Annotated in this window: 30 protein-coding genes; 18 read left to right on the top strand and 12 right to left on the bottom strand. The window is 67.8% G+C overall.

Going from position 1 to position 26,820, the window contains the following annotated elements:
* Positions 1–86: 86 nt before the first annotated feature.
* The 5 genes from GT355_RS10050 to GT355_RS10030 all read left to right on the top strand — a co-directional run bounded on the left by GT355_RS10050 (position 87) and on the right by GT355_RS10030 (position 4,671).
* Positions 87–665: a biotin transporter BioY gene (locus GT355_RS10050; RefSeq protein WP_160134516.1), complete on the top strand. Its 579-nt coding sequence runs from the start codon at positions 87–89 to the stop codon at positions 663–665.
* A complete protein-coding gene (locus tag GT355_RS10045; RefSeq protein WP_160134515.1) occupies positions 662–1,390 on the top strand; it encodes an energy-coupling factor ABC transporter ATP-binding protein in 729 nt (242 codons plus the stop codon). The genes GT355_RS10050 and GT355_RS10045 overlap by 4 nt, the downstream gene beginning before the upstream one ends.
* Positions 1,387–2,094 (top strand): energy-coupling factor transporter transmembrane component T family protein, encoded by a 708-nt coding sequence (locus GT355_RS10040; protein WP_160134514.1) that lies wholly within the window; start codon positions 1,387–1,389, stop codon positions 2,092–2,094. Before GT355_RS10045 ends, GT355_RS10040 begins: the two co-directional genes overlap by 4 nt.
* A 40-nt stretch (positions 2,095–2,134) precedes the next feature.
* Positions 2,135–2,446: a hypothetical protein gene (locus tag GT355_RS10035; protein WP_160134513.1), complete on the top strand. Its 312-nt coding sequence runs from the start codon at positions 2,135–2,137 to the stop codon at positions 2,444–2,446.
* 71 nt (positions 2,447–2,517) lie between these two features.
* Entirely contained in the window at positions 2,518–4,671 is a 2,154-nt protein-coding gene (locus tag GT355_RS10030) for a (Fe-S)-binding protein (RefSeq protein ID WP_160134512.1), read from the top strand.
* An 18-nt stretch (positions 4,672–4,689) separates the two neighbouring features.
* On the opposite strand, the gene GT355_RS10025 is transcribed toward GT355_RS10030, so the two are convergent.
* Complete coding sequence (locus tag GT355_RS10025; RefSeq protein ID WP_160134511.1) at positions 4,690–5,217, bottom strand: DedA family protein; 528 nt, start codon at positions 5,215–5,217, stop codon at positions 4,690–4,692.
* A 79-nt stretch (positions 5,218–5,296) separates the two neighbouring features.
* Between GT355_RS10025 and hemB the strand changes: the two genes are divergently transcribed.
* Together hemB and GT355_RS10015 are read left to right on the top strand one after the other, a co-directional pair.
* The gene (gene hemB / locus GT355_RS10020; protein WP_160134510.1) at positions 5,297–6,325 is read left to right on the top strand and encodes a porphobilinogen synthase; all 1,029 of its coding nucleotides are present in this window, start codon (positions 5,297–5,299) and stop codon (positions 6,323–6,325) included.
* Positions 6,326–6,665: 340 nt separating this feature from the next.
* On the top strand, positions 6,666–8,393 hold the full coding sequence (locus GT355_RS10015) for an ammonium transporter (RefSeq protein WP_160134509.1): 1,728 nt from the start codon (positions 6,666–6,668) through the stop codon (positions 8,391–8,393).
* 293 nt (positions 8,394–8,686) lie between these two features.
* On the opposite strand, the gene hemL is transcribed toward GT355_RS10015, so the two are convergent.
* On the bottom strand, positions 8,687–10,027 hold the full coding sequence (gene hemL, locus GT355_RS10010; protein ID WP_160134508.1) for a glutamate-1-semialdehyde 2,1-aminomutase: 1,341 nt from the start codon (positions 10,025–10,027) through the stop codon (positions 8,687–8,689).
* Between the two features lie 144 nt (positions 10,028–10,171).
* Here hemL and GT355_RS10005 point away from each other — a divergent pair, with 144 nt between their 5' ends.
* Positions 10,172–11,224, top strand: coding sequence for an aldo/keto reductase (locus GT355_RS10005; RefSeq protein ID WP_160134507.1), 1,053 nt, complete (start codon positions 10,172–10,174; stop codon positions 11,222–11,224).
* 10 nt (positions 11,225–11,234) lie between these two features.
* Here the strand turns inward: GT355_RS10005 and GT355_RS10000 are convergent, their stop codons facing one another.
* Complete coding sequence (locus GT355_RS10000; protein ID WP_160134506.1) at positions 11,235–11,663, bottom strand: hypothetical protein; 429 nt, start codon at positions 11,661–11,663, stop codon at positions 11,235–11,237.
* A 133-nt stretch (positions 11,664–11,796) separates the two neighbouring features.
* Positions 11,797–12,186 (bottom strand): ferredoxin Fer, encoded by a 390-nt coding sequence (gene fer / locus GT355_RS09995; protein ID WP_120074063.1) that lies wholly within the window; start codon positions 12,184–12,186, stop codon positions 11,797–11,799.
* 188 nt (positions 12,187–12,374) lie between these two features.
* Here fer and hisA point away from each other — a divergent pair, with 188 nt between their 5' ends.
* The 5 genes from hisA (at position 12,375) to GT355_RS09970 (ending at position 15,424) form a co-directional block, all read left to right on the top strand.
* On the top strand, positions 12,375–13,103 hold the full coding sequence (hisA, locus tag GT355_RS09990; RefSeq protein ID WP_160134505.1) for a 1-(5-phosphoribosyl)-5-[(5-phosphoribosylamino)methylideneamino]imidazole-4-carboxamide isomerase: 729 nt from the start codon (positions 12,375–12,377) through the stop codon (positions 13,101–13,103).
* 52 nt (positions 13,104–13,155) lie between these two features.
* Positions 13,156–13,746 carry an imidazoleglycerol-phosphate dehydratase HisB gene (hisB, locus tag GT355_RS09985; RefSeq protein ID WP_160134504.1) on the top strand — a complete coding sequence of 197 codons (591 nt, stop codon included), beginning with the start codon at positions 13,156–13,158 and terminating at the stop codon, positions 13,744–13,746.
* An 84-nt stretch (positions 13,747–13,830) separates the two neighbouring features.
* A complete protein-coding gene (locus tag GT355_RS09980) occupies positions 13,831–14,286 on the top strand; it encodes an SHOCT domain-containing protein (protein WP_160134503.1) in 456 nt (151 codons plus the stop codon).
* Between the two features lie 32 nt (positions 14,287–14,318).
* Positions 14,319–14,822, top strand: coding sequence for a TrpY family transcription regulator (locus GT355_RS09975; RefSeq protein ID WP_160134502.1), 504 nt, complete (start codon positions 14,319–14,321; stop codon positions 14,820–14,822).
* The gene (locus GT355_RS09970) at positions 14,819–15,424 is read left to right on the top strand and encodes an IMPACT family protein (protein WP_160134501.1); all 606 of its coding nucleotides are present in this window, start codon (positions 14,819–14,821) and stop codon (positions 15,422–15,424) included. The genes GT355_RS09975 and GT355_RS09970 overlap by 4 nt, the downstream gene beginning before the upstream one ends.
* Before the next feature lie 76 nt (positions 15,425–15,500).
* Here GT355_RS09970 and GT355_RS09965 read toward each other — a convergent pair whose 3' ends face one another.
* The 4 genes from GT355_RS09965 to GT355_RS09950 all read right to left on the bottom strand — a co-directional run bounded on the left by GT355_RS09965 (position 15,501) and on the right by GT355_RS09950 (position 20,661).
* Positions 15,501–16,928, bottom strand: a complete 1,428-nt coding sequence (locus tag GT355_RS09965; protein WP_160134500.1) for a dihydrolipoamide acetyltransferase family protein — start codon at positions 16,926–16,928, stop codon at positions 15,501–15,503.
* Positions 16,929–16,991: 63 nt separating this feature from the next.
* Entirely contained in the window at positions 16,992–18,017 is a 1,026-nt protein-coding gene (locus tag GT355_RS09960) for an alpha-ketoacid dehydrogenase subunit beta (protein ID WP_160134499.1), read from the bottom strand.
* Positions 18,010–19,143 carry a thiamine pyrophosphate-dependent dehydrogenase E1 component subunit alpha gene (locus GT355_RS09955; protein ID WP_160134498.1) on the bottom strand — a complete coding sequence of 378 codons (1,134 nt, stop codon included), beginning with the start codon at positions 19,141–19,143 and terminating at the stop codon, positions 18,010–18,012. The genes GT355_RS09960 and GT355_RS09955 overlap by 8 nt, the downstream gene beginning before the upstream one ends.
* Before the next feature lie 165 nt (positions 19,144–19,308).
* Entirely contained in the window at positions 19,309–20,661 is a 1,353-nt protein-coding gene (locus tag GT355_RS09950; RefSeq protein ID WP_160134497.1) for an MmgE/PrpD family protein, read from the bottom strand.
* Positions 20,662–20,781: 120 nt separating this feature from the next.
* Here GT355_RS09950 and GT355_RS09945 point away from each other — a divergent pair, with 120 nt between their 5' ends.
* Positions 20,782–22,362: an acetolactate synthase large subunit gene (locus GT355_RS09945; RefSeq protein WP_160134496.1), complete on the top strand. Its 1,581-nt coding sequence runs from the start codon at positions 20,782–20,784 to the stop codon at positions 22,360–22,362.
* A gap of 260 nt (positions 22,363–22,622) precedes the next feature.
* Here GT355_RS09945 and GT355_RS09940 read toward each other — a convergent pair whose 3' ends face one another.
* Complete coding sequence (locus GT355_RS09940; protein WP_160134495.1) at positions 22,623–22,910, bottom strand: DUF7977 family protein; 288 nt, start codon at positions 22,908–22,910, stop codon at positions 22,623–22,625.
* Positions 22,911–23,026: 116 nt separating this feature from the next.
* Here GT355_RS09940 and GT355_RS09935 point away from each other — a divergent pair, with 116 nt between their 5' ends.
* Positions 23,027–23,650 (top strand): MogA/MoaB family molybdenum cofactor biosynthesis protein, encoded by a 624-nt coding sequence (locus tag GT355_RS09935; protein WP_160134494.1) that lies wholly within the window; start codon positions 23,027–23,029, stop codon positions 23,648–23,650.
* A gap of 1 nt (position 23,651) precedes the next feature.
* Here the strand turns inward: GT355_RS09935 and GT355_RS09930 are convergent, their stop codons facing one another.
* Positions 23,652–23,966 carry a cupin domain-containing protein gene (locus GT355_RS09930; protein WP_160134493.1) on the bottom strand — a complete coding sequence of 105 codons (315 nt, stop codon included), beginning with the start codon at positions 23,964–23,966 and terminating at the stop codon, positions 23,652–23,654.
* A gap of 97 nt (positions 23,967–24,063) precedes the next feature.
* On the opposite strand from GT355_RS09930, the gene GT355_RS09925 reads away from it, so the two are divergent.
* Genes GT355_RS09925 through GT355_RS09915 form a run of 3 tightly spaced genes read left to right on the top strand, consistent with a single transcriptional unit; the run spans position 24,064 to position 25,960 of the window.
* Positions 24,064–24,882: an aldo/keto reductase gene (locus tag GT355_RS09925; protein ID WP_160134492.1), complete on the top strand. Its 819-nt coding sequence runs from the start codon at positions 24,064–24,066 to the stop codon at positions 24,880–24,882.
* Positions 24,883–24,919: 37 nt separating this feature from the next.
* Positions 24,920–25,591, top strand: a complete 672-nt coding sequence (locus tag GT355_RS09920; RefSeq protein ID WP_160134491.1) for an MBL fold metallo-hydrolase — start codon at positions 24,920–24,922, stop codon at positions 25,589–25,591.
* A 42-nt stretch (positions 25,592–25,633) separates the two neighbouring features.
* Positions 25,634–25,960 (top strand): hypothetical protein, encoded by a 327-nt coding sequence (locus GT355_RS09915; protein WP_160134490.1) that lies wholly within the window; start codon positions 25,634–25,636, stop codon positions 25,958–25,960.
* Here the strand turns inward: GT355_RS09915 and GT355_RS09910 are convergent.
* Together GT355_RS09910 and GT355_RS09905 are read right to left on the bottom strand one after the other, a co-directional pair.
* Positions 25,957–26,292, bottom strand: coding sequence for a DUF7126 family protein (locus GT355_RS09910; protein WP_160134489.1), 336 nt, complete (start codon positions 26,290–26,292; stop codon positions 25,957–25,959). The two genes, GT355_RS09915 and GT355_RS09910, sit on opposite strands and share 4 nt — an antisense overlap.
* Positions 26,289–26,807 (bottom strand): NUDIX domain-containing protein, encoded by a 519-nt coding sequence (locus GT355_RS09905; RefSeq protein WP_160134488.1) that lies wholly within the window; start codon positions 26,805–26,807, stop codon positions 26,289–26,291. Before GT355_RS09905 ends, GT355_RS09910 begins: the two co-directional genes overlap by 4 nt.
* Between the last annotated feature and the right edge of the window lie 13 nt (positions 26,808–26,820).

Below are 26,820 nucleotides of genomic sequence, written 5' to 3'. Positions count from 1 at the left end.
GACACCGGCGAATAAAAACCCACCGGCGACCCGAACCCGAGTTCGTCAACCAGACTTATTAGAGGGGTTGACGAAGGGTCGCTATCGTGAGTACGCGAACCACCGACACCGAACTCGTCGGCGACGAGACCGCGGCCAACCTCGCACGAGCGGCGCTGTTCGCGGCGTTGCTGGGGGCCTTCGCCTACGTGGCGTTCCCGTACCCCCTCTCGCCCGCGCCCGTGACCCTGCAGGTCCTCGGGGTGTTCCTCGCGGGCCTGTTCTGTGGCCCGGTTTGGGGGGCGGCGGCCTGTGGGCTCTACCTCCTCGCGGGCGCGCTCGGCGCGCCGGTGTTCGCGCTCGGGACCGCGGGATTCGGGGTCCTCCTCGGCCCGACCGCGGGCTACCTCTGGTCGTACCCCCTCGGCGCGGCGGTCATCGGCGGCCTCGCCTACGGCCGATCGGGGGTCGACCCCAGTCGAGTGGGGCTCGTTCGGCTCGTCGTCGCGCTCGTCGCCGGCATCGCCGTGATCTACACCTGTGGAACCCTCGGGCTGATGGCGACCCAGCAGCTCGGGCCCGTCGAGGCGTTCCTGACCGGCGCGGCGGCGTTCCTGCCGGCCGAGGCGCTGAAGGCGGCTGCCGCGGTCGGGATCGTCCGGAGCGACGCGCTCGTGACCGAATGATCGAGACCCGCGACCTCGTCTATCGCTACGGGAGCGACGAGAGCGATCGGCCGGCGGTCGACGGCGTCTCGCTCACCATCGACGACGGCGAGTTCGTGGTGTTCGCCGGCCCCAACGGCTCGGGGAAGACGAGCCTGGTGCGGCTGTTCAACGGGCTGCTCACGCTTGATTCGGGGTCCGTCGCGGTCAACGGAGTACCGGTGGCCGAGGATCTCGTGGCCGCTCGGAGCACGGTGGCGATGACGTTTCAGGACCCGAAGGACGGTTTCGTCGCCGCGACGGTCGGCGCGGACGTCGCGTTCGGGCCGGAGAACCTCGGGCTCCCGCGGGAGACGATCGATCGGCGGGTCGAGCGGGCGCTCTCGGCGGTGCGGCTGGCGGGGCGCGCGGACGACCGGATCGACCGGCTCTCGGGTGGCGAGCAGGCCCGAGTCGCCATCGCGGGCGCGCTCGCGATGGATCCCGACCATCTGGTGCTCGACGAACCGTTCGCAGGGCTCGACGAACCCGCGCGGGCGTCGGTTCTCGACAGGCTGGCCGCGCTCTCGGCCGACGGCACGAGCATCGTAATCGTGACACACGACCTCCGTGACCTCCTCGCGCTCGCCGACCGCGTAGTCGTGTTGCGCGATGGCCGGATCGCGCTCGACGCCACACCCGAGAACGTCCGCGACCGACTGGCGGGGCTCGGCGTGCGGGTTCCCGCCCGCGGTGCGGACCCGTGACGCTGGCGTACGAACCCGGCGACTCGGTGGCGCACCGGCTCGATCCGCGGACGAAGCTCGCCGTCCAGGTCGGGTTCGCGGTCGCGGCGTTCGCCCACACCACCCCGCGCGGGCTCGCCGTCGCGACCGGCATCACGGCCGTCGCCCTCCTCGCAGCGGCCACCTCGCCGGTCGAAGCCGTGGCCGAGGTGCGATACGCGCTCCCCTTCCTCGTCGCCGGGCCGGCCGTCGCGGCGCTCACGCTCGGGCCGCCGTGGGTCGCGCTCTCCGAGGCCGGCGGCCCGGCACTGGCGAGCTACCGGGTCCTGCTCGTCCTGGTGGTGAGCACGGCCTACGTCCGGACGACGCCGGTCCGGGACTCGCGCGCCGCGATCCAGCGGACGATCCCGGGTCGAACGGGTCGGCTGCTCGGGGTCGGCGTGGCGCTGGTCTTCCGGTTCTTGCCGGTGTTGGTGGCCGACCTCAAGGGCGCGCGAACGGCGATGCGGGCGCGTCTCGGCACCGAACGCTCGCTGGTCGAGCGGATGCGGATCGTCGCCGCCGCGGGCGTCGGGCGGGCGTTCGGCCGGGCGGACCGACTGGGACTCGCCCTTCGTGCCCGGTGTTTCGCGTGGAACCCGACGCTTCCGGTCCTCCAACTCTCCTGGCTCGACGGCCCCGCGCTCCTCGTCGCGGGTGGTTTGCTCGTGTGGGCGGCGCTCTGACGCCCACTGGATATATCACCGTCGACCCCGAAGCCCGCGCATGGTGCTCGACGCAGCTGACTGGGAGGCCGCCGACCCGACCAGCGACGTCATCACGCAGGTTCGGGACGTCCTCACCGACGACGAAACCAAAGCCTACTGCGTCGACGACTTCTTTCGCGACGCCGGCCCGGAGTCCGAGGGGTTCGAACCCCTCGCCACGCTGCTCGAAGCCCTCGACTGGCAGGTCTCGAAACAGCGCTCGGAGGTCATCGTCGAGATGGCGCTCGAAACCCTCGTCTCGCGCGACGTGGCGGAGAAACGGGTGCGCCAGGAGGACGGCGACGCGGTCGCGTACTACCGTGCCGCGTGACGGCTCAGGGTAGCCGTCCCCCCGCTGTTGCCAAGATTTAACCCCGGCGGTCGATACGCTAACAGTAGTAAATGATACATCCACTCCAGGCCGGAACCGTCACCCGGGAGACGTTCTGGCTGGTGGGCCCGGTGGGGAAGGCGGTGTTCTACTTCCTCGCGGCGCTCGCGGTCGTGCTCTTCCTCTACGGGGTCTACGACCGGTTCGCGCGCTACGCCCGGGGCCCCGACGACGCGTTCGCGCGACTCGACGACCTCCCGGGTCGGGTGGTGAGCGCCGCGAGCACAGTTTTGTCGAACCGCAACCAGTTCGACCGCGACCTCTACGGCGGGCTGATGCACACCTTCATCATGTGGGGTTTTCTCACGCTCCTGATCGGCACCACCATCCTCGGGATCGACATGGACGGCTACCGGCTCGTGACCGGGCTGCTCGGCGAGGAGCAGTCGTTCTTCGTCGGCGATTTCTACCTCTCGTACTCCCTGATAATGGACGCGCTCGGCTTCCTGTTCGTGGTCGGCCTCGGCATGGCGATCTACCGCCGACACGTCGTCCGCACCGACCGCCTCTGGGGTCGCCACACCAGCCTCGAGGACGGCGGCTTCGTCTGGGTACTCTTCCTGCTCGGCGTGGGTGGCTACCTCCTCGAAGGCCTCCGGATCCTCGCGACCGGCTTCCCGAGCTTCGAGACGGTGAGTTTCGTCGGCTGGTTCGTCGCGGACGCCCTCCGCGCCGCCGGGATCTCCGAGAGCCTCGCGAGGGCCCTCTACCCGGCGGCGTGGTGGTCGCACTCGCTCCTCGCGCTCGGGTTCGTCGCGTGGGTCCCCTACGCCAAACCGTTCCACATGATCTCGAGCTTCGCGAACGTCGTGACCCGCGACGAGAAGGCCGGGGTCCGCCTTCCGGGGGTGCCCGCCGACGCCGCACCCGACGAGATCGGCTTCACCGAAGTGGAGGACATGTCCTGGCGACAGCGCCTCGACCACGACGCCTGCACCAAGTGCGGCCGGTGTTCGTCGGTCTGCCCCGCGAAGGCGTCGGGCCGCCCGCTCGATCCCCGGAACGTGATCCTCGACCTGAAGAACTACCGGGAGTCCGTGGACGCGGGCGGCGAGACGAAGGACATCGTGGCCGACGGCGGCACGAGCGTGATCGATTCCCGAACGATGGAGTCGTGCATGTCGTGTATGGCTTGCATGGACGCCTGTCCCGTCGACATCGAGCACGTCCCGCAGTTCACGGAGATGAACCGCCGGCTGACCGAGATGGGCGAGATGGACGACAACGTTCAAGAAACCATGATGGACGTCTTCCAGCAGGGCAACTCGTTCGGGGATCCGGAGCGCAAACGCCCCGACTGGGTCGAGAAACTGGACTTCGAGGTGCCCGACGCGCGCGATCAGGAGGTCGAGTACCTCTGGTACGTCGGCGACTACCCCTCCTACGACGAGCGCAACCGGCGCGTCGCGCGCTCGCTCGCCACCATCCTCGAACATTCCGGGGTTTCCTACGGGATCCTCTACGAGGACGAGCAGAACGACGGCAACGACGTCCGGCGCGTCGGTGAAGAGGGATTGTACGAAATGCTCGCCGAGGACAACGCCGCCGCGTTCGAGGAGTGCGAGTTCGAGAAACTGGTCTGCACCGACCCGCACAGCTACAACACGTTCGAGAACGAGTACCCCGAGCTCGACGGCGTCGAGTGGAATTCGGATGGCGCGATCGACGTCCACCACTACACCCAGGTGGTGCAGGAACTGGCGGAGACGGGGAAGATCGACCTCGCGGGGACCGAACTCGACTACACCGTCACCTACCACGACCCGTGCCACCTCGGCCGGATGAACGACGAGTTCGAAGCTCCCAGGGACTTGATCCGTCGGACGGGCTGTACGATCGACGAGATGCCCAGGAACCGCGCGAACTCGTTTTGCTGTGGCGGCGGCGGTGGCGGTCTCTGGATGGACTTCGACGAGGACCCGAAACCCAGCGAGGAGCGCCTCCGGGAGGCCCTGGAGGACACGGATGCGGGGTCGGGAATCGAGAAATTCGTCGTCGCCTGCCCGATGTGCATGACGATGTACGAGGACGGACGCAAGACCGGGAACTTCGAGGACAGGATCGAGGTCGTCGGGCTCTCCGAACTCCTCGCCGAGGCGATCGAGGCTGGTGGGCGGGCCACGGATTCGACCACGGCCGCGGGGACGGCGACCGCGGACGATTGATTCGGACCGAGAACGGGTTCAGAGCACCCACTCGATGACGCCGAGCGAGATCGCCGCGAGCGCGGTCTCGAAGACGAGGGTGCCGATCGCCGAGAGCACCACGAACTCCCGGGTTCGCATCTCGGCGAAGCCCGCGGGGACGGTGAGCATCCCGCGCGTGAACAGCAGTGAGTTGCTCACCGGGACGACGAGCGGGCCCCAGCGGTCGAACCAGCCGTCGAAGGTCGCGAGGCGCTCGTCGCTCACCCGGAACCACCGCTTCTGGAGGAGCCACTCCCGGCCGCCGCGCTTCGCGAGCGTGAACAACGCGGTCTGCCCGATCGTCGCCCCGAGGACGGCGACCCCGATGATGGCGGCGATCTCGGGGATGGTTCCCCCCAGGAGCCCGATCGAGATCGGCACGATCGCCTCGCTCGGCATGAAGTACATCAGCATCGCGCCTTCGAGCACGAACACGCAGAGCAGCGCGAGGAACGCGAACTCCGAATCGAGGAGATCCCGCAGGAGTTGCGGCATCTCGGCTATCTGGAGGACCGGCGCGATCATCGTCGGAGCTACTTCGGTGGCTCCTAAATCGTTTCCGTCACGCCGCGGGGGTTTTGGGCTCCGGGGCCCTCCACAGACCATGTCCGGTCCTCACCGCCCGCGACGGCTCCGCCGCGACGGGCTCCGCGGCCTCGTGCGCGAGACCAGCCTCCAGCCGACCGACCTCATCGCGCCGGTCTTCGTCGACGCCACGACCGACGAGCGGGTCCCAATAGAGTCGATGCCGGGTCACGAGCGCGTCCCCGTGAGCCAGGCCGCCGACCGCGTCGCCGAGGTCGAGGCGACCGGCGTCGAGAGCGTGATGGTCTTCGGGATCCCCGAATCGAAGGACGAACGCGGCACCCGGGCCTGGGCCGACGACGGCGTGGTCCAGCGCGCGCTCCGGCGGATCACGGCGGAAACCGACGTCTTCGCCATCACCGACGTCTGTCTCTGTGAGTACACCGAACACGGCCACTGCGGGGTGCTCACCGACGAGGCGCACGAGCGGTGGGACGGGACCGCGAGCGACGGTGGGATGACGACGACCGACGGGCGGCCCGACCTCACCGTCGACAACGACGCGACCCTCGACCTCCTGGGGAAGGTCGCCGAGAGCCACGCCGCGGCGGGGGCGGACATGGTCGCGCCGAGCAGCGCGACCGACGGCATGGTGGGTGCCATTCGAGGCGCGCTCGACGGCGCGGACTACGAGGACGTCCCGATCATGTCCTACGCCGCGAAGTACGAGAGCGCCTTCTACGGGCCCTTCCGCGACGCCGCCGACGGGGCCCCCGCCTTCGGCGACCGCCGGCACTACCAGATGGACCCCGCGAACGCGCGCGAGGCGCTCCGCGAGGTCGACCTCGACGTCGAGGAGGGTGCGGACGTGCTGATGGTCAAACCCGCCCTGCCGTACCTCGACGTGGTCCGGCAGGTCCGCGACCACACCGACTACCCGGTGGCGGCCTACAACGTCTCCGGCGAGTACGCGATGCTCCACGCCGCCGCCGAGAAGGGCTGGCTCGACCTCGACGCGGTGGCGCTCGAATCGCTGCTGTCGATCAAACGCGCCGGTGCCGACCTGATCCTCACCTACTTCGCCGAGACCATCGCCGACCGGCTCTGACCTCCGACCGGTCGAGCCATCCATGCGACACGTCGTGTCGGGGCGCGCGCGAGGCCGACAGGGTAGTACCCGATCGAATCGACGGATTCGGATCGAAACTTTCGGCCGGCGGAGCGCGGGCGTTTCCGATCGGACGGAACCTAATATGGTATAGATATACTTCCATATTGAACATATGTTTACCGTATGTGGCTTGAACACTCCCTCGACAGGTGGAATATTTATATACTATCACTTCCAGACGTCTTCGCGTGATGAGGACCACGAACATGGTCAAAACGACGGTTAATCCGAACGAACAGCTACCGATTCACGAGCCATCTGGGCAGGTGATCCGGAAATGACCGACGTGCTGCTTCAGTCCGGGGTCGACGTCGGGGTGCTCGCCGACGGGGTCAACAACGTCTGGGTGCTGACGGTGACCTTCCTGATCTTCTTCATGCACGCGGGCTTCGCGATGCTGGAGGCGGGTCAGGTCAGAGCGAAGAACGTCGCCAACCAGCTCACGAAGAACATGCTGACGTGGTCGCTCGGCGTCGTGGCCTTCTTCCTCGTCGGTGCAGCCGTCTCGACGATCGTGGCCGGCCTGACGAGCGGCAGCGGGGTCGATATCGGCGGGGCGTTCGGCAGCGTCATCGCGCCCGCGGACCCCACTGCGTGGGTCGGCTGGCTGTTCAGCGCGGTGTTCGCGATGACCGCCGCCACGATCGTCTCGGGCGCGGTCGCGGGGCGGTGTAAGCTCCGGGCCTACGTCACCTACACCTTCCTGCTCGCCGCGGTCATCTACCCCGTCGTGACGGGCGTCACCTGGGGCGGGGGCTTCCTCGCCGACTTCATGGGCGTCGGTTTCCACGACTTCGCGGGCGGCATGATCGTCCACGGCATGGGCGGCATCGCCGGCCTCACCGCGGCGTGGGTCATCGGCCCCCGGATCGACCGCTACAACGACGACGGCAGCGCGAACGTGATCCCCGGCCACTCGATGACGTTCGCGGTGCTCGGTACCCTCATCCTCTGTTTCGGCTGGTACGGGTTCAACGTCGGTACGGCGGCGACGGTGTTCACCGCCGAGAACGACACGCTCGCGCTCGGCGCGTTCGCGAGCACCGTCGGCCGGGTCGCGCTCACGACCACGCTCGCGATGGGGACCGGCGCGCTCGGTGCCGCCGGCGTCTCGTTGCTCAAGAGCGACAAGGTCGACACCCTCTTCGTCGCCAACGGGATGCTCGCGGGCCTCGTGGTCATCACCAGCGTCACGGACGCCGTGACGTGGTGGGGGGCCATGATCCTCGGGCTGCTCGCGGGCGGCCAGCTCCCGATCGTCTTCGCGTTCGTCGAGAAGCGCCTCAAGATCGACGACGTCTGTGCGGTCTACCCGGTCCACGGCTCGGCCGGCGCGATGGGCGCGGTGCTCTTCCCGTTCTTCGCGGTGGGCGGCTTCTCCGTCACGCAGCTCATCGTCCAGGTCGTCGGCGTCACCGTCATCGGTGGCTGGACGATCCTCGCGACCGCGGCGGTCTTCTACGCGTTCAAGGCGGCCGGCCAGGCGCGGGTCACCCCCGAGCACGAACGCAACGGGCTCGATAGCTCCGAACACGGCGTCGACACCTACCCCGAGTTCGGCTTCGGCGACTCGGGCGGCCCCGTCGCCGACGGCGGGATGGTCCGCTCGATCGACGACGAGAAGATCCGGACCGACGGTGGTGAACCCGAACCCAACGGCGGGGAGCTCAAGATGATCACCGCCGTCGTCCGTCCGGAGAAGCTCAACGCAGTGAAGAGCGCGCTCTCGGAGGCCGGCGCGCCCTCGCTCACGGTGACGAACGTCTCCGGCCGGGGCAGCCAGCCGGTCACGAAGGGCCAGTGGCGCGGCGAGGAGTACACCGTCGACCTCCACCAGAAGGTCAAGATCGAGTGTGTGGTCGCCGAGATCCCCGCCTCGGACGTGGTCGACGCCATCGTCGAACGGGCCGCGACCGGCGAACCCGGCGACGGCAAGGTGTTCGTCACGCCCGTCGAGGACGCCGCCCAGATCCGGACCGGGACACACGGACCGGACGCGGTCTGAACACCCACTTTTTTCCTCCTCGGGTTGGCTCGCTTCGCTCGCCAACCGCTCGTCGCAAAAACCTGGACTAAAAAGGGCCGCTCGCTCGGCTTCGCCTCGCTCGCGGTACAACCACTAACCGCCCCGTACCGTAACCACTCCGCACAGCAACCGCTCCCGCCGAAGCCCTCGTTCACGCCTCCGGCGTTCACTCGCCCTTCATCCGCCAGGACCGCACCGCCCCGCCACCGCAGTCTCGGCTCGCTACCGCTCGCCGAGACCGTTCCACAACCGCACCGCCGCCGCACGGCGGCTCACTCGAAGTAGGCCTTGTAGGCTTCGAGGGTCTCCTCGACGTCCTCGTCGGTGTGCGCGTCGCTCACGAACTGGGACTCCATCTGGTTCGCGGTCAGCAGGATCCCCCGGTCGAGCATCGCGGGTCTGAACAGCCGGTCCCAGCGCTCGGTCTCGGCGTTCGCGACGTCCGCGCCGGTCTTGGGACACCGCTCGAAGCGTGCACAGTCGGGTTCCTGCCGACAGCCCGCCCGGCAGGAATCACTCACGCCCTCCGACCCGCCGCGGGTGAAGACGAGTTTGAACATGCTCTCGGTTCCGAGCACTGTGTAGCCCGGCGCGCGCTCGTCGACGATATCGGTAATGCCCGACCGGAGCTTTTCTCCCAGTCGGTTCACGTGGTCGTAGACGTCGTTCTCGGCCGCGTAACGCAGGGTTTCGAGCCCCGCCGCCATTGCCATCGGGTGCCCCGAGTAGGTTCCGGACTGGAAGACGTCCCCCGACGGCGTGAACGACTCGATTATCTCGGCCGGGCCGCCGATCGCACCCGCCGGGAGGCCGCCGCCGATGATCTTCGCGAACGTCGTGAGGTCCGGTTCGATATCGAACTTCCCCTGGGCACACTGGAGGCCCCCGACGCGGAAGCCCGTCATCACCTCGTCGAAGACCAGCAACGCGCCGTGCTCGTCGCACAACTCGCGCAGGCGGTCGTGATAGCCCTCGACTGGCAGCACGCTCGCGGTGTTCCCGAGCAGGGGTTCGGTGAGCACCGCCGCGATCTCCCCCTCGTGGGCCTCGAAGACGGCTTCCAGGCTCTCGGTGTCGTTGAACGGCACCGGGATGGTCTCGGCCGCGAAGGACTGCGGGATCCCCGGCGAGGAGGGCTGCGGTGCGTCCGGCGAGCCCTCGACCAGCGTCGACTCCTGGGCCCCGTGATAGCCACCCTGCATCACGACGACCTTGTCACGGCCGGTGTAGCCCCGTGCGAGCCGGACCGCCGACACCGTGGCTTCGGTGCCCGAGTTCACGAACCGGAGCATCTCGACGCTCGGCACGTGGCGGGCGACGAACTCCGCGAGTTCGACCTCGATCTCCGTCGGTGCGCCGTACATCGGTCCTGCACTCATGTGGGACTGGACCGCCGCGCGGACCGATTCGGGCAGGTCGTGGCCGAGCAGGAGCGGGCCGTAGCCCATCACGTAGTCGATGTAGCGGTTGCCGTCGGCGTCGATCAGATGCGATCCGTCGCCGCGCTCGGCGAACGCGGGGTAGGGCTGGGTCGCGCGCACCGAGGAGTTCACACCGCCGGCCAGCACGGAGAGGGCGCGGTCGTAGAGGTCGCGCGAGCGCTCGCGGTTCATGGCCGGGATACGATAGGGGACGGAATGTAACTGTCGAACGGCGATACGTTCCGACCCGCCGCCCCACCATCCTCGCCCTTTCGGGTGATCTACTTCGTGAGGACTGACCGCGCCGGATAAGTGCGGCCGGGCCCAACCGCGACCATGCGATACCGGAAACTCGGGGGCTCGAACGTCGAGGTCAGCGAGGTCGGCTTCGGCGCGTGGACCGTCGGCACCGACTGGTGGGGCGACCGGAGCGAGCGCGAGAGCATCGAGATGCTTCGTCACGCCGCCGATCGGGGGATCACCTTCTTCGACACCGGCGACGTCTACGGCCACGGCCGGAGCGAGGAGCTCGTCGGCCAGGCGTTCGCCGACCGCCGCGACGAGGTCACCATCGCCACCAAGGTCGGCTACGACTTCTACAACAACCCGCAGGCCGGCCACGGCGAACTTCCGAAGGTCATCACGCCCGAGTACATCCACGAGTCGGTCGAGAAGAGCCTCGACCGGCTCGACACCGACCACGTCGAACTCCTCCAGCTCCACAACGCCAACGTCGACGAGGTGGACGAGGACATCCTCGAAGCCCTCGACGAACTCAAAGAGGAGGGCAAAGTCGAGGCGCTCGGCTGGGCGCTCGGGCCCTCGATCGGCTGGCTCGCGGAGGGCGACGCGGCGATCGAGAACGAGTTCGACGCCGTCCAGGTGGTGTTCAACCTCTTCGAGCAGGTTCCGGGCAAGCACTTCATCGAGACCATCGAGGACCTCGACGCCGAGACCAGCCTCGTCCCGCGGGTGCCCCACTCCTCGGGGATCCTCAACGAGCAGGTCACGCCCGAGACCGAACTCGACGCCGGCGACCACCGGGGCTTCCGGCCCGACGAGTGGTACGACACCGGCTGGGAGAAGGTCGAACAGCTCCGGTTCCTCGAACGCGACGGCGAGCGCACGATGGGCCAGGCCACGATCCAGTGGCTGCTCGCCCACGACGCGGTCGCCTCGGTGACGCCGACCTTCCGCACCGCCGCCGACATCAACGAGTGGGCCGCCGCGCCGGAGACCCCCCGACTCTCGGACGAGGAGTTCGAACGGGTCGCGGAGCTCCACGCGAACGACTACGGCATCACGCGCGACGACGGGATGCACGGCTTCCGGTCGTCGGTCGACGGCGCGGACCTCGACGCCGTCGGCGCGAAATACGCTGGCGACTGACGCGTCTCGCTCAATCTCCCATATACGCAGTCTGGCAGTTACCGCCCGTGTAAACGTCCCTTTCCGGATCCATCTTGCCGAAGATCTTCACGTCGAGACCTTCCCACACGGATAGCCCGTTACAATCCGAAGCCGGCCACTGCCTCTCGTACCGTTTCCCATCGACAGTGACGAGCACCGTTGCGGGATCGTCCGATGCCGGGAACGTCTCGCTCTCGGACGCCTGAACGGATTCGGAGAAGGCATACGAACGCTCGAAGAGGATCTCGTCGGCGCTGTTTCGCACGCTGACCTCCACCTCTCGGGCTCGCTTTTCGCTGAGATTGTAGACGGAGACGGTATGAGCAGGAGTTTTGACGAGACTAGATAGGCCACTCACACAACCCGCGCTTCCTATCGCCGCAGTTGCTATCGCTCCGATCAGCTGGCGGCGTTTCATCTTTCGACAGCGGTTCTCCGTGGCGGGTTATAATTCCAGTTGGTCGTCGGAGGACATAAACCGGATCCCGACGCAACAGCTCTTCGATAGCGATCCGTCCGAACGCGACGCGCGAAAAAACGGTGGGGTCGGCTTATATGACGCGGTTCTGGAGGTAGTCGAGGTGTTTCGCGTTGTAGACGATCTTGACCTCGTCGGCCGCCGGCGACCCGATGCAGGTCAGGCGGACGTTGCGGTCCTCGACTTCCTCGTCCGAGAGGATCTGCTGCATGTCCATGTCGATCTCGCCCTCTTTGAGGATCGACGCGCAGTTCGCACACGCACCAGCGCGGCACGAGAACGGCCAGTCGTAGCCCTGTGCCTCGGCGGCTTCGAGGATGTACTCGGACTCGTTGACGTCGATGGAACCGTAATCCTCCTCGTCGAGTCCGGCGTCCGCGGCCTTCTCGAAGAGGTCGTCGTCCTCAACATCCCAGCCCTGATCGTCGACCACTTCGTAGTTGACGTATTCTACGGTAGGCATCAATAGCTCGTTCTCCCCCGAAGGTGTTAGATGTTTTCGTTCCCGAATTCGGCTCGCCCAAACCTCAGCGCCGAGATCGAGGCTGATTCCGAGGTCCCGAATCGCGACCACGGCGCTATCGGTCGTCCACCTGGAGCCGTCCGCCGCACATGCAGGGCGTTAAGGCCGCGCGACCGCCTACGCGACCCATGTACGATTCGTTCGAAGTCGTTCCCGCGGTCGACATCGAAGGTGGGCAGGTGGTTCAGCTCGTCGGCGGCGAGCGCGGTAGCGAGACCGCCTACGGCGACCCCGTCGAGGCGGCCGAACGCTGGGTCGCGGCGGGCGCGCGAACCCTCCACCTCGTGGACCTCGACGGGGCGTTCGACGGCGAGCGGCGCAACGCGACCGCGATCGAGCGGATCGTCGAGACCGTCGACGTCCCCGTTCAGCTCGGCGGCGGCATCCGGACCGCAGCCGACGCCCGCTCCCTCCTCGACGCCGGCGTCGACCGGGTCATCCTGGGGACGGCCGCGGTCGAGACCCCCGAGGTCGTCGCGGCGATCAGCGACACCCACCCCGAGAGCGTGGTCGTCAGCCTCGACGCCAGCGACGGCGAGGTCGTGGTCTCAGGCTGGACGGAGGGTACAGGAATAGACCCCGTCGAAGCCGCAGCGGGCTACGAGGACCGCGGCGCGGCCGGGATCCTCTTCACCGACGTCGACGTCGAGGGCCGGCTCGAAGGCGTCCGCGCCGACCGTGTGCGCCGGCTCGCCGAGGCGGTCTCGGTCCCGGTCGTGGCGAGCGGCGGGGTCGAGACCCTCGACGACCTCGAAACCCTCCGCGACGCCGGCGCGAGCGCGGCCGTCGTCGGCACCGCGCTCTACGAGGGGCGGTTCACGCTCGAGGACGCCATCACGGCGCTCGAAGGGGACTGAGCGCCACGCGACCGAGCAAAACCGCCTTATGCCCGCTACGCCGAGGGCTCGCATGACCAGGCGTGCGACCGTCGAGCGCGAGACGGCCGAAACCACGATCGAGGTGACGCTCGCGGTCGACGGCGAGGGCGAGTCGACCACGGACACCGGGATCGGCTTCCTCGACCACATGCTGGATTCGTTCGCGAAACACGGCCTGTTCGACCTCGACGTCTCGTGTGACGGCGACCTCCACGTCGACGACCACCACACGATCGAGGACGTCGCGATCGCGCTCGGGACGGCCCTCGACGAGGCGCTCGGCGATCGGGCGGGGATCCACCGGTTCGCCGATAGGCGAGTGCCGCTCGACGAGGCGGTCGCCGGGGTGGTGGTCGACGTCTCGGGTCGCCCGCTGTTCGAATTCGACGGGGAATTCTCCCAGGGCCGGGTGGGCGAGTTCACGAGCGCGATGGCTCCGCACTTCTTCCGCTCGCTCGCGATGAACGCAAACCTGACCCTCCACACGGAGGTCGCCGGCGAGAACGCCCACCACGAGATCGAGGCGCTGTTCAAGGCGGTCGCGCGGGCACTCGACGACGCTACCCGGCCCGACGACCGCCGTGAGGGGGCCCCGAGCACGAAGGGCACCCTCTCCGAGTAGCGGTTCGACCCCTGCCGACGGGTTCGGTCACTCGGAGAGGAGCCAGTGGAAAGGTACTTTTCGGTGGGCCGTCAGTCGATCGCTGTGCCGAAACCGACCGACCACACCGCGTTCGAGCGCTCGTTGACCGTCGGGACCGGCGGGGCGGTCGCGGTGGGGCTGCTCTTCCTCTCGCTCTCGATCCTCGGGCTCGCGCTGGCGGACGTCGTCATCGCCGTCGGCATCCTTCTCGTGCCCTTCCTCGCCGTGCTCACGTACTACCGGCATGGAGGGCGGACGGCCGATCTCGGCTACTACGCCGACCAGTACTGGCGCGAGCGGTACCCCCACTGGTACGGCGAGGAGGCGGCCGACCAGAGCAGCCGGGACGCCGATAGCCTCGCGACGCTCCGCGAACGCTACGCCCGCGGCGAACTCACCGAGGCACAGTTCGAGCGGAAGCTCGACGTGCTCCTCAACACCGAAACCCGCGAGAACGCAGCCGAATGGCGACGATCCGGGACCGAGCGCACGCTGGAGGAGGCCGACCAGTTGAATTAACCCCGCGGGTGCGATACGGAGGTGCACAGACGATGTTCGACGAGATCATGGCGAAGTTCGCGGGAAGCCCGGGCCAGCAGGCCGTCGTCCGGCTCCTGCTCGAACGCGGTTTCTCGGTGAACGAGAGCGGGCGGGTGGTCTCGGGCGGGATCGAGATCCCGAACACCCAGGTCGCCGCGGAGGTCGGCGTCGACAGACGCGTCGTGGACTCGACCACCGACGCGCTGCTGGCCGACGACGAACTCCGGCCCATCTTCCACAACATCTCGGCGGTGCCGAGCCTCCGCGACCTCGCGCCGGTGCTCGATCTATCCGTCCTCACCGTCGAGGTCGCCGACGCGGAGGCCTCGGGGATCGTCGCCGCGGTCACGGGTGCGATCGCCGACCACGGAGTCTCGATCCGACAGACGATCTCGGAGGACCCGGAGTTCACCGACGTCCCGACGCTCTCGGTGATCACCGACGACCCGCTCCCGGGCGCGGTCCTCACCGAGATCCGGGAGATGGCGTTCGTCCGACGGCTCGAACTGGAGTGACCGAAACCTACCGAACCGTCGAGACCCGCGGCGAGGCCGCCTTCGAGGAGCGCGGCTCGCGGTTCGTCGGTCGTATCGCGCCGGTCGGGTCGGTCGACGAGGCGGAGGCGTTCGTCGAGGGGATCGCGACCGACCACGCCGACGCGACCCACAACGTCCCCGCCTACCGGGTTCGGGCCGACCCGCTCCGTGAGTACGCGAACGACGACGGCGAGCCGGGCGGTTCGGCGGGCAAACCCGCGCTCACGGTGCTCCAGCGCGAGGAGCTCGAAAACGTCGCGGCCGTCGTCACCCGCTACTACGGCGGGACGAACCTCGGGGTCGGCGGCCTCGCGCGTGCCTACGCCCGTGCGGTGAAAGTCGCGGTCGAGGACGCGGGGGTCGTCGAGTCACGACCCCACGAGACGGTCGTCGTCGAGGTCGAGTACGACGATTCCGGGCTCGTGCGTGGGATCCTCGAGAGCGCCGACGTCGAGTTCGAGGCGCGCTACGACGAACGCGTCGCGTTCCGGGTTCGGATCCCGACGGCCGAGAGCGACGACCTCCGCGACCGACTCCTGAGCGCCACCAGCGGCCGGGCCGACATCGACGCCGGCGAGTAGTTCGGCCGGACGTTCTCTCGACCGCCGTCTCCGATCCGGACCGCGCGCCAGCCCAACCGGACCCCTAAAGGCCGATTCAGAGCCGCGAGAGCAGGATGTCGGGGTCCTCGATCCCCTCGATGAGCCGCTCCATGAACCGGTTCGCGGTCACGCCGTCGATGAGGCGGTGGTCGAACGAGAGCGAGAGCGGGATTCTGGTTTGGACCTCGACCTCGCCGTCGACCGCGACCGGTTTGTCCGCGATCGGCTCGATACCCAGGATCGCGGCTTCGGGGTGGTTGATGACCGGCGTGCCACCCGTTCGGTGCTCCCCGTCGAGTGCGAGGTTCGTGATCGTGAAGGTCCCGCCTTGGAGGTCCGAGATGTCGATCGAGCGCTCGCGGGCCTGTTCGGCGAGATCGTTCAACTCCGTCGCGACCTCCACCAGCGACTTCTGGTCGACGTCCTCTATGACGGGGACCATCAGGCCGTCCTCGGTGTGGGTCGCGAAGCCGACGTTGTAGTAGTGCTTCTCGACGATCTCGCCGGTCGTATCGTCGATGCTCGCGTTCACCAACGGGAACTCCTTCAGCGCGGGGACGACCGCCTTCAGGAGGATCGGTGTGTAGGTGACGTGAACGTCGTGCTTTTCGTTCAGCCGCTCCTTCAGCGCGACGAGCTCCGTGGCATCCGCTTCGAACTCCGAGGTGAGGTGGGCGGTGACGGTCTTCGAGCGCGTCATGTTCTCCGCTATCCGCGCCCGCAGTCCCGAGAGGTCGTAGCGCTCCGAGCGCGACTCGTCCTCGTCGACCGACGTCGGCTCGATGTCGACGCTCGGGTGCAGGTCTCCCGCTCCACTCGCCTCGGCCGCTGCACCCTCGTCGCCTTCGCTACCCTCGCCGCTCGCGTGCGCGTCGATGTCCTCGCGGAGCACCCGACCGTTGGGGCCGGACCCATCCACGTCCGCGAGGTCGACACCCTCCTCGCGGGCGTAGCGCCGGGTGCTCGGTGCGGCGAACACCCGTCCGTCGCCGGTTTCGGGCTCCGACCCTTCGTCGGCTTCCCCGTCCGCCGTCGACCCGTCCTCGCTCTCGTCGCCGTCGTCGACCCTCGTGGCGGCCTGCTTCGGCTCGTCGCCCTCGCTCTCCTCGTCCGCTCCCTCCTGGTCTCCGTCTTCCGCCTCGTCCTCGGATTCGGACCCGTCCGATTCCTCGGCTTCCTCGCCGTCGGTTCCCTCGTCCTCCGACTCCTCGGCTTCTTCGTCGGCCGACTCGTCGCCACCGTCCTCGTCGCCGTCGAAGACCACGATGACCGTCCCGACGTCCACCGTCTCGCCCTCCTCGGCGGTGATCTCCGTCACCGTCCCCGCGACCGGCGACGGGACTTCGGTGACGGCTTTGTCCGTCTCGACCTCCGCGAGCACGTCGTCCTCCGCGACCTCGTCGCCCTCCGCGACCTGCCAGGAGACGATCTCGGCCTCGGTGAGTCCCTCGCCGGGGTCCGGGAGTTCGAACTCGTAGCTCATCGCTCGTCCCCGATGGATCGGATCGCGGTTGTCGCCGTGCGGTTCGTGGGTCGGGTGTGTGAATCAGAATTCATAGTTCATCACCGCCTCGATGGCGTACTGCGCGCGTTCGGCGTCCGGCAGGTAGTCGTCCTCGATGTCGTGGCCCGGGAAGTGGACGTCGTAGCCCGTCGCCCGCTTGACGGGGGCTTTCAGCCGGTCGAGCGCGTACTCGTTGACCAGCGCCGAGAGCTCCGCGCCGAGGCCGAGGCTCCGGCGCGCCTCGTGGAGCACGACACACCGCCCCGTCTTCTTCACCGATTCGAGCACCGTCTCGACGTCGAGCGGGGCCAGCGACCGCATGTCGACGATCTCGACGTCCGCATCCACGGCGTCGCTCGCCGCGACCGCGTGGCGAACCATCGCGCCCCACGTCAACACGGTGACGTCCTCGCCCTCCCGAACCAGCCGGGCCTCGTCGAGCGGCAGGGTGTACTCCTCCGTTGGCACTTCCTGGCTCCCGCCGCGGTAGATCCGTTTGGGTTCGAGGAACACCACCGGATCGTCGTCCCGGATGCTCGCCGCGAGCAGACCCTTCGCCTGATAGGGCGTGCTCGGGCAGACCACCCGAACGCCCGGCGTGTGCGCGTAGTAGGTCTCGGTGGATTCCTGGTGGTATTCGAGGGCTTTGACCCCGCCGCCGTAGGCCATCCGGAGGGTCATCGGGAGTTCGATACTCCCTGCCGTCCGGTCGTACATCTTCGCCATCGCGTACATGAACTGGCCGAAAGCGGGGTACGAGAAGCCCATGAACTGGATCTCGGGGACGACCCGCTCGCCCGCCATCGCCATCCCGACCGCCGTCCCGAGGATCCCGTTCTCCGCGAGCGGGGTGTCGATCACGCGCTCCTCGCCGTACTCCTCCAGCAAGCCCTGGGTCGCCCGGAAGACCCCGCCGATGGGGCCGATGTCGTAGCCGATCATCCGGACCGACGCCTCGCGCTCCATCTCCTGGTGCAGAGTCCGATTCACCGCGGTCACGAGGTCGATCTCCTCGCTTTCGCCCTCGATCTCGTTGTCCGGGTCCGGGGCCGGGTAGATCTCACTCATCGAACCCCTCCCCGGTGAAGTCGGTGAACGGATTTTTCCCACTCTGCTCGCGTTCGAGCTCCGTCCGCTGGTGGGCCTGCGCCCACGAGTCGCCGTGGAGGTGGTGGTCGAACATCCGCTCGGGCTCCGAATCGGGGACACCCCGTGCGGCCTCGACCGCCTCCGAGACTTCCTCGTCGAGCTCGGCCGCGATCTCCTCGGCCAGGTCGTCGTCGAGGATCTCTTCCTCGCGGAGGTAGGTCTCGTACCGGTCGAGCGGGTCCCGGTCCTCCCACTTCTCGCGTTGCTCCTCCGGATCCCGGTAGACGTCCGGGTTGTCGGAGGTGTTGTGCTCCTCCATCCGGTAGGTCACGCACTCGATGAACGTCGGGCCGTCGCCGTTTCGCGCCCGCTCGACGGCCTCCTCGGCCTTTTCACGAACCGCGAAGATGTCGTTGCCGTCGACGCGCTCGTGGGGCACGCCGTAGGCTTCGCCCTTCTGGGCGAAGGTCTCCGAGCCGGTTTGCCGATGTGAGGGTTCGGAGATCGCCCACTGGTTGTTCTGACAGACGATCACGACCGGCGGCTCGAAAACCCCTGCAAAATTCATCGCGTCGTGGAACGCGCCCTCGCTGGTGGAGCCGTCGCCGATGAACGCCATCGAGACCGTGTCGCGGTCGTTGAACTTATCGGCCATCGCCATCCCGACCGCGTTGGTGGTGTTCACCCCCACCGGAGTGTAGTCCGGCGAGAAGTTCACGCCCGCCTCGACCGGGCCGAGTTCTTCTTCAATAGTTTCGGGCTCGGCCCCTATCGAGCCCGCGATGAGGTTGTCCATCGGGTAGTCCCAGTAGAGCAGCGCGGGGTTCTGTCGATAGGTGTAGAAGACCCAGTCGTCGGGCGCGAGCGCGGCGGCACAGCCCAGCGGGGTGGCTTCCTCACCCCGCGACCGCGCGACGAGGCTCGCCTCACCGCTCTGTTGCATCTTCAACATCTTCTCCTCCAGGGTCCGCGTGGCGACCATCGTGCGGTACATCCCCACGAGTTCGTCCTCCTCGAACGCGGGCGGGTCGCCGTCGAGCGCTCCCTCGGCGTCGAGAACCTGATACTGTCCCTCCGGCGGCTCGTGTTCCGTCCATTCTACCATGATTCGATCACGTACTCCGCTCGCGGTTCCTCGCCCGTCCTGCCGGTCGTGCGTACTCGCCGACCGGGAGATCGATGCTCGTCAACGTCGAACACATCGACGCCAGCGGCTAAAAGCGACTCCCGGCACATTCAAGCCGACCATATACGCGACCGTCGCGCCCGCTCAATCGAGGAGGGCGACGAGGTCCGTCACGTCGTGGTCTTCGAGGTTCCTGACGACGTCGACGATCTCGTCTCGCCTACTCTCGTCGTAGCGCTCGCGTGCCATCGTCCCGAACTTCTCCTCGACCTGCTCCCACGTCATCCGCTGGGTGGGGTGGCCGCTGAAGGCGTCCTTCTCGACGTGGCGCGTCGAGTCGTCCCCGAGCTCGATGTCGACCACGGCGGGCATCTCGCCGTTCTCGAAGCGCTCGGTGAGGTCGTCGTCCTCCTCGACCTCGACCTTCCGGAGGAGGGTCTGCACGTCCTCGCGCTGGATGCGCTCCTCGTCGTAGGCCTCGTTGGTGAGCTCGCGGTCGATGAGGGCTGCTGCCAGCATGTAGGGGAGGGAGTGGTCGGCCTGGGCTTTGGTCTCGACCTCGTAGCGGCTCCCTTCGCCGCCGCCGATGATGAGCTTCGCGCCGTGGAAGGTGTCGAGGTGGATCGAGTTGACCTGTTTGGGGTCGATGTCCGCGGTCTCGGCGAGCTCGATGACGCCCTCGACGGCGGACTGGGCGTAGGTCTCGGCGACGTAGCGTTTGGTCATGGTGTCGAAGACGCGCTCGCAGTCGGGATCGAGGTCCACCTCGAACTCGCCCGAGACGATCTGTTTCCAGCCCTTCTGCCCCTCGAAGAGGTTCACGGGGCCCTCCATCCCGTTCGCGGCGAGGAGGGCGGAGTAGACCGCGTTCCGGGCGGCGTTCGCGCTCGCGATGCCCTTCCACTCGTTGATTCCGCCAGTCCTCGTGACCCGGAGCGCGTTGTGGGCCGTCCCGGCGATCCCGACCGCGTTCCGGAGTTGCTCGTGGTCGAGCCCGAGGACCTTCCCGGCCCCCGCCGCCGCCGAGATCACGGTGTGGGTGACGTGGTCCCAGCCCTTGTCCCGAACCGGCGCGTTCCAGGCGAGCTCGGCCTGGAGTTCGTAGGCCACCCCCACCGCTTCGATGAGGTCTCGTCCGCTGGCGTCGGTGTACTCGCCACAGGCCACGAGGCTCGCGATGTTGTCGCTCGGGTGGGGCGTCTCGCCCGGCGCGAGGAACGAGTCCATGAAGTCGAGGTAGCGCGTGAGCGAGGTGTTGTACATCGCCGCGCCGGTCGGGCTGGCGCGGGTATCTGACCCCCAGAGCCGCGCCGCGTCACCCGCCGCGGTGGTCTCGACGGTGTCGCGAACGACCCGCGTCGCGTCGGCGTCCATCGCGCCGACCGCGATGCCGACCGAGTCGAGCACGCGTTTCTTCAACTCCTCACGAACGTCCTCGGAGAGGTCGTCGTACGCGACCGAGCCCACGAACCCCGCGATCTCGTCGGTGGTTGTCATACCTGGAGTTACTCCCGGGCGGGGCAAAAGGATTGTCGCGGATGCGTCCGTCGCGAGGCGGTCCTGTCCGCGTTTCGCGGGTCCGGTGGAGTCTTGTGAGTCGCACCCGTCGAGTTTCCCATGCAAGCTTCCGACCTACTCGTCAGATGTCTCGAAGTCGAGGGCGTCGACCGGGTGTTCGGCGTCCCGGGCGAGGAGCTGGAGGACATCCTGTTCTCGATGCGCGACTCGACGGTGGAGTTCGTCCCGGTCCGCCACGAACAGGGCGCGGCGTTCATGGCCGACGTCCACGGTCGGCTCACCGGCGAGGCCGGGGTCTGTATGGGCACCCTCGGGCCGGGCGCGACCAACCTCCTCACCGGGGTCGCGGACGCCCAGCTCGACAAGAGCCCGCTGGTCGCGATCACCGGCCAGGGCGGCCTCGAACGCCTCCACCAGGAGAGCCACCAGCGCCTCGACGTCGTAGGGATGTTCGAGCCGGTCACGAAGTGGAACACCCAGATCACGGAACCCGAGATCATCCACGAGTCGGTCCGAAAGGCGTTCAAACTCGCCGAGTACGAGAAACCCGGCGCGACCCACATCGAGTTCCCCGAGGACGTCGCGGCCGAGGAGGCCCACAACCGTCCGATCCGCCCCCGTGAACGCGTCCGCCGGCCCAGCCCCGACCAGAAGGCCGTCGAGCGCGCCGCCTCGCTGCTCGCCGACGCCGACCGCCCGATCGTTCTGGCCGGCAACGGCGGTATCCGAACCCGCTCGTCCGAACGTCTCCGCTCGTTCGTCGACGAGACGAACATCCCAGTAGTAGGAACCTACATGGGCAAGGGCGCGGTCTCGGACGCCGACGACCACTCGCTGTTCACCCTCGATTCGGGCGACGACGACCAGGCTCAGACCGCGATCGAACGGGCCGACGTGGTGCTCGCCGTCGGTTACGACATCGCCGAGCACGACCCCGAGAACTGGAACCCCGACCTCGAAAAGCGGATCGTTCACCTCGACTTCGAACCCGCCGAGGTCTACGAGCACTACAACCCCCAGGCCGAGATCGTTTCGGATGTCTCAGCCGGTCTCCGGGCGATCCAGGAGTACGACGAGGCGATCGCCACCGACACCGACTGGTACGCCGACCTCCGGGAGTCGATCCTCGACGACGTGACCCAGGAGCCAGAGGCCGACGACCCGTTCAGCGTCGAACGCACGCTGCCCCTCCTCCGGGAGGCGATGGCCGACTCGGACGTCCTCCTCTCGGACACCGGCAGCCACAAGATGGCGATCGCCCAGAACTACCCGACTTACGAGCCGAACACCTGCATCATCTCGAACGGGCTGGCGACGATGGGCATCTCAGTACCCGGCGCGGTGGCCGCCGACCTCGCCGTCGATTCGAACGTCGTCGCCGCGACGGGTGACGGCGGGTTCCTGATGAACGGTGCGGAGATCGAGACCGCGACCCGCCTGGGCTGTGGGTTCACGATCCTGCTGTTCAACGACGACGACTACGGGCTGATCTCCGAGAAACAGGAGGACCACCGGGACGAGAGCACCGGCACGAAGCTCTCGAACCCCGACTTCACGACCTTCGCCGAGAGCTTCGGGATCGAGGGATATCGGCCCGAGACGTGGGACGAGCTGGGTGAGACCCTCGAAACCGTGGTGCCGAGCGACGAAATGGCGCTCGTGGAAGTTCCGGTCGAATAACAAACGCGGCTTTCAGTCGGACGACCGGTTTGCTGTCGTTTCGGAACCGCGCTGACGCTGGTACAAACGAGAACCGCAACCGCCCCGAACCGGCCACACGCCTCCCCAGCCGATTCCTTCGGCTCGTCGCTTCGCTCCTCACCTCAGTCATCCCTCGCACAGTGTCCGCGGTCGGCGCTCGTTTCACTCGCGCACGACCGCGAGCGCGCGCCAACAGCACCACCGCAACCGCACCGCACGGCGGCTGACCGGGAGCCGATTCAGGCGCGGGCGGTGGCCCAGATGGCGGTGAGCCCGAGCACGAGCGCGGGGACGAACGGCACCACGAGGAAGGTGTCGCGCCAGGTTAGCCCGAGCATGGCGAGGCTTTCGCCCGAGATGGCCAGCCAGTAGACCCCTACCGGCGCGACGATAAACGTGAGGATCACCATCCCCACCAGCGTCCAGCCCCGCCAGTCGAACTCGCGGTCGGCCGCGCCGGCGGCGACCTCGTCGTACTCGGTTCGGGGACGGTCGGCCACGGGGTCGCGAACGGATTCGTCGCTCATCGCGCCCGGCCACACCCCATCCGACTCCGGCGTCGGCCCCGGTTCATACCGACTCGACGAGCGGGTCGAACAAAAGCGATGCGGGACGTTTTATTCGCGACGACCGATCCGAGCGCATGGCGGATTCCCACGACCACGACGACCACCACAGCCACGACCACGGCGACGAACCCGACCACGCCCACCACGACTTCGGCCCGGTCGCCTTCGCGCTGATCACGGTCTCCACCTCTCGAAGCCTCGATGACGACCCGGCAGGCGACGCCATCGTGGCCGCGGTCGAGGACGACGGTGGCTCGGTCGCGACCCGCGAACTCGTCGACGACGACTACGACGGGATCCAGGGTCGAGTGAACTCCCTCGTCAATCGTGACGACGTGGACGTGGTCGTCACCACCGGCGGCACGGGCGTGACGCCCGACGACGTCACCGTCGAGGCGGTCGATCCCCTCTTCGACAAACGACTCCCCGGCTTCGGTGAACTCTTCCGGGCGCGCTCGCGCGAGGAGGTGGGTACCCGCGTGGTCGCCACCCGCGCCACGGCCGGGGTCATCGAGGGCGTCCCGGCGTTCTGTCTCCCCGGGAGCGAGAACGCGGCGAGCCTCGGGGCCGAGATCGTCACCGCCGAGGCGGGCCACCTCGCGGGGCTCGCGAAACGCGACGAGGACGTCGAGGACGAGAACGTGGACGACGAAGAAACGGACGACGGCGATACGGATTCCGGTTCCGACGAGAGCTGAGTCAGGACGGCAGCGGACACAGGCTCGCGGTCAGCACCGCCACCGCGTCGGTTTCGTTGCGCGCGCCGTGGACCGCGCCGCGTTCGTTCGGGACCACGCCCGGTGCCGAAATCAGTTCTTCTTCGTTGTCGCGGGTCACGACCACCGTCCCGTCGAGGACGTGGAAGACGTTGGTGGCGTTCTCGTGGGCGTGTGGCTCGACGGCCGCGCCGGGGCCCAGCACGAACGCCTTCACGAGCACGTCGTCGGTCACGAGGAGTTCCTCGGTCAGCACCTCGCCCTCGTCGGGGTCGAGGTCCGGGTAGGTATCGAGCACACCCAGAGCGCGGAGCGCGGACCGGGTAGTGCTTTCGCCGATCCGCGAAACTCTCCGCCGGGCCACAGTATATACGCCGGCCGGCCGTCGTCCGGACATGGAGTACGTTACCGTTCAGGACACCGAGATCCCGGCGCTCGGTCTCGGCACGTGGCGCATGAAGGGCCCGACCTGCCGGCGTGCGGTCGCGACCGCGCTCGACTGTGGCTACCGCCACATCGACACCGCCCAGATGTACGGCAACGAGCGCCAGGTCGGCGCGGCGATCTCCGGTGCGGCCGTCGACCGCGACGAGGTCTTCCTCACCACGAAGCTCGCGATGTCGAACCGCGACCACGACTCGGTGATCGAGTCCACGGAGACCAGCCTCCGGAAGCTCCAGACCGACTCGGTCGACCTCCTCCTGATCCACCAGCCGAATCGTGGGGTAGCGCTCGAAGAGACCCTCGGCGCGATGGACGAACTCGTCGACGACGGCCTGGTCGACCACATCGGGGTCTCGAACTTCGGCGTCGAACGCCTCCATTCCGCCTGTGAAATCGCCGACGCGCCGATCCTCACGAACCAGGTGATGTATCACCCATTCTGGGACCAGTCCACAGTCCTAGATTACTGCCAGATCCACGACATCATGCTGACGGCCTACAGCCCGCTGGCCCACGGCGGTGCGGTCTCCGATCCCCTGCTGAGCGAGATCGGCGCACGCTACGACAAGACGCCCGCCCAGGTCGCCTTCCGGTGGCTGATCCAACAGGAGAACGTCTCGACGATCCCGAAGTCCACCTCGCCGGAACACATCGAGGCCAACCTCGCAGTCTTCGACTTCGAACTCACCGACGAGGAGATGCGGGCGATCCGACGGCCATCGGCCTCCCGGACCGCGTCGAGCTTCGTCCGGGCGCGACTCCCGTTCTGACCCCGAGAGCTTTCCGCTCGCCGGTCGAAGGGACGGCATGGCGACCCAGCTCGCGGACGGTATCTGGTGGTTCGAGCTCTCGGGCGTGAACGCCTACCTCGTCGAGGACGACGTGCTCACCCTCGTCGACGCCGGCACGCCGTTCGACGCCGCGACGATCGAGGCCGAGGTCGAGGGGGCGGGGCACCGAGTGAGCGAGATCGAGCGCGTGCTGCTCACTCACTACGACTTCGACCACGTCGGTGCACTTGCGAAACTCGACGACCTCGACGCCACGGTCTACGCCGGGCGGGCGGACGCGGCGGTCCTCACCGGCGACGAGAAGCCCCGACTCGGCAACCGAAAGGGTGCGTTCCAGCGCGTTGCGGGCCCGTTTGTCGACACCCCCGACCTCCCGGTCGAAATCGTCGCCGACGGTGATACTGTGGGCTCCTTCACGGCCTACCACACGCCGGGTCACACCCCCGGCCACACCGCGTTCGTGAGTGAGACCCTCTCGGCGGGGTTCTTCGGCGACCTCGTCTTCGAGGGGTCCGGCCGACTCACGCCCTCCGGGTGGGCGATGAGCCACGACACCGACACCGTCGCCGAGAGCATCCGGTCGGTCGACGAGCGGGTCCCCGCCTTCTCGGTGCTCGGGATGGGTCATGGAGTGCCGTTCGTCCGCGACGGCGACGCGCGCCTCGCGGACCTCGCCGCCGACCGCTGAAGAACCGGGACGCTTTGGTGCCGGACGACGAGGGATGGGACGATGAGTACCGACGACCTGCCGAACGGCTGGAGCCGAATCGAGGACACCGACCAACAGGGCGGCCAGTACAACCCACAGCAGCCGATCCAGTACGAGCGCGACTCCATCGAGCTCCACCTCCAGCCCGCGACGAACGCCGCCGACACCGACCAAGACGTCTGGCAGGTGAACGCGATCCGCGAGACAGGTGATGGGCCGGACGTCCTCCGCGAGGAGATCGAGGGTCGCGACACCGCCATCGGCACCGCTCGCGAGTTCATGGAGACCTACAACGAGCGCCACGTCGAGGGCGACGAGAGCGTCGACGGCCTGATCTCGTCGTTCTAATTGTCCGCAGCGAGTTCTTCGGCCACCGTTCGCGCGTCGAGCAGCGCGGGGTCGACGAGGAGATCCGCCTGCCCCTTCGCGAACTCCGGCAGCGAATCGCGCGAGTAGACGACGATCCTGATCCGTCCCACCAGGTCCACGACTACCGGGATCGAGGTGGCCTGTTCGACGTCGGTGAGGACGAAGACGTCGGCCTCGCTGATACCGGCGTCTTCGAGCGCCGGCCGGTTGGCGATGCCCTCGACCCACGAGACTTCGACACCCTCGGCTTCGAGTGCGTCGCCGAGGCCGTCGAGGTCCGGACCCGCGACGACCGCTTTCTGGTCGGTCATTCTACTGCCTCGATCGCCCGTCGAGTTCTCGCTTTCGCTCCTGGTCGTAGGTCTTCGTATAGGCCACTGTCGAGTGGTCGAAATCGCGCGTCCGCTGCGTCGGACCCCGCCGCCGGCTCGCCGGCTGTATCGGCCCGCGAAACGACGAATCCGACCGCGACGGCGTAGACACCATCCGAGAAGTCGGACTGCCACGTGTCGAACGGGACGAGGTCCACCGGGGACGCCTCGACGTTCGTTTCCTCCCGGAGTTCGCGTGCCGCAGCCACCGCGAGGGGTTCGTCGTGCTCCACTGCACCGCCGGGCAACGCCCACGAGCCTTCGTGAGGTGGTCGCCCTCGCTGGACCAACAACACGTCTTCCCCGTCGACGACCGCGACGTTGGCTGCCACGCCCGGTTGCTGGAAGACGATCCGGTCACAGGCCTCGCAGTAGCGCCGGTCGCGCCCCTCGAATCGCGTCGACTTCAGCGGACTGCCGCATCGAGGACAGAACTCGGCGGGAAGTTTGGTCACTGATGAGCGACGC

The organism is Halococcus salsus, assembly GCF_009900715.1.
GTDB lineage: Archaea > Halobacteriota > Halobacteria > Halobacteriales > Halococcaceae > Halococcus > Halococcus salsus.
This window is presented reverse-complemented; position numbering and strand designations above follow the sequence as displayed.

What these genes read in the sequence shown, in the direction of transcription:
- GT355_RS10045 (WP_160134515.1), top strand. Translation starts at nt 662, where the DNA reads ATGATCGAGACCCGCGACCTCGTCTATCGCTACGGGAGCGACGAGAGC.
- GT355_RS10035 (WP_160134513.1), top strand. Translation starts at nt 2,135, where the DNA reads ATGGTGCTCGACGCAGCTGACTGGGAGGCCGCCGACCCGACCAGCGAC.
- GT355_RS10030 (WP_160134512.1), top strand. Translation starts at nt 2,518, where the DNA reads ATGATACATCCACTCCAGGCCGGAACCGTCACCCGGGAGACGTTCTGG.
- GT355_RS10025 (WP_160134511.1), bottom strand. Translation starts at nt 5,217, where the DNA reads ATGATCGCGCCGGTCCTCCAGATAGCCGAGATGCCGCAACTCCTGCGG.
- hemB (WP_160134510.1), top strand. Translation starts at nt 5,297, where the DNA reads ATGTCCGGTCCTCACCGCCCGCGACGGCTCCGCCGCGACGGGCTCCGC.
- GT355_RS10015 (WP_160134509.1), top strand. Translation starts at nt 6,666, where the DNA reads ATGACCGACGTGCTGCTTCAGTCCGGGGTCGACGTCGGGGTGCTCGCC.
- hemL (WP_160134508.1), bottom strand. Translation starts at nt 10,027, where the DNA reads ATGAACCGCGAGCGCTCGCGCGACCTCTACGACCGCGCCCTCTCCGTG.
- GT355_RS10005 (WP_160134507.1), top strand. Translation starts at nt 10,172, where the DNA reads ATGCGATACCGGAAACTCGGGGGCTCGAACGTCGAGGTCAGCGAGGTC.
- GT355_RS10000 (WP_160134506.1), bottom strand. Translation starts at nt 11,663, where the DNA reads ATGAAACGCCGCCAGCTGATCGGAGCGATAGCAACTGCGGCGATAGGA.
- fer (WP_120074063.1), bottom strand. Translation starts at nt 12,186, where the DNA reads ATGCCTACCGTAGAATACGTCAACTACGAAGTGGTCGACGATCAGGGC.
- hisA (WP_160134505.1), top strand. Translation starts at nt 12,375, where the DNA reads ATGTACGATTCGTTCGAAGTCGTTCCCGCGGTCGACATCGAAGGTGGG.
- hisB (WP_160134504.1), top strand. Translation starts at nt 13,156, where the DNA reads ATGACCAGGCGTGCGACCGTCGAGCGCGAGACGGCCGAAACCACGATC.
- GT355_RS09975 (WP_160134502.1), top strand. Translation starts at nt 14,319, where the DNA reads ATGTTCGACGAGATCATGGCGAAGTTCGCGGGAAGCCCGGGCCAGCAG.
- GT355_RS09965 (WP_160134500.1), bottom strand. Translation starts at nt 16,928, where the DNA reads ATGAGCTACGAGTTCGAACTCCCGGACCCCGGCGAGGGACTCACCGAG.
- GT355_RS09960 (WP_160134499.1), bottom strand. Translation starts at nt 18,017, where the DNA reads ATGAGTGAGATCTACCCGGCCCCGGACCCGGACAACGAGATCGAGGGC.
- GT355_RS09955 (WP_160134498.1), bottom strand. Translation starts at nt 19,143, where the DNA reads ATGGTAGAATGGACGGAACACGAGCCGCCGGAGGGACAGTATCAGGTT.
- GT355_RS09950 (WP_160134497.1), bottom strand. Translation starts at nt 20,661, where the DNA reads ATGACAACCACCGACGAGATCGCGGGGTTCGTGGGCTCGGTCGCGTAC.
- GT355_RS09945 (WP_160134496.1), top strand. Translation starts at nt 20,782, where the DNA reads ATGCAAGCTTCCGACCTACTCGTCAGATGTCTCGAAGTCGAGGGCGTC.
- GT355_RS09940 (WP_160134495.1), bottom strand. Translation starts at nt 22,910, where the DNA reads ATGAGCGACGAATCCGTTCGCGACCCCGTGGCCGACCGTCCCCGAACC.
- GT355_RS09935 (WP_160134494.1), top strand. Translation starts at nt 23,027, where the DNA reads ATGGCGGATTCCCACGACCACGACGACCACCACAGCCACGACCACGGC.
- GT355_RS09925 (WP_160134492.1), top strand. Translation starts at nt 24,064, where the DNA reads ATGGAGTACGTTACCGTTCAGGACACCGAGATCCCGGCGCTCGGTCTC.
- GT355_RS09920 (WP_160134491.1), top strand. Translation starts at nt 24,920, where the DNA reads ATGGCGACCCAGCTCGCGGACGGTATCTGGTGGTTCGAGCTCTCGGGC.
- GT355_RS09915 (WP_160134490.1), top strand. Translation starts at nt 25,634, where the DNA reads ATGAGTACCGACGACCTGCCGAACGGCTGGAGCCGAATCGAGGACACC.
- GT355_RS09910 (WP_160134489.1), bottom strand. Translation starts at nt 26,292, where the DNA reads ATGACCGACCAGAAAGCGGTCGTCGCGGGTCCGGACCTCGACGGCCTC.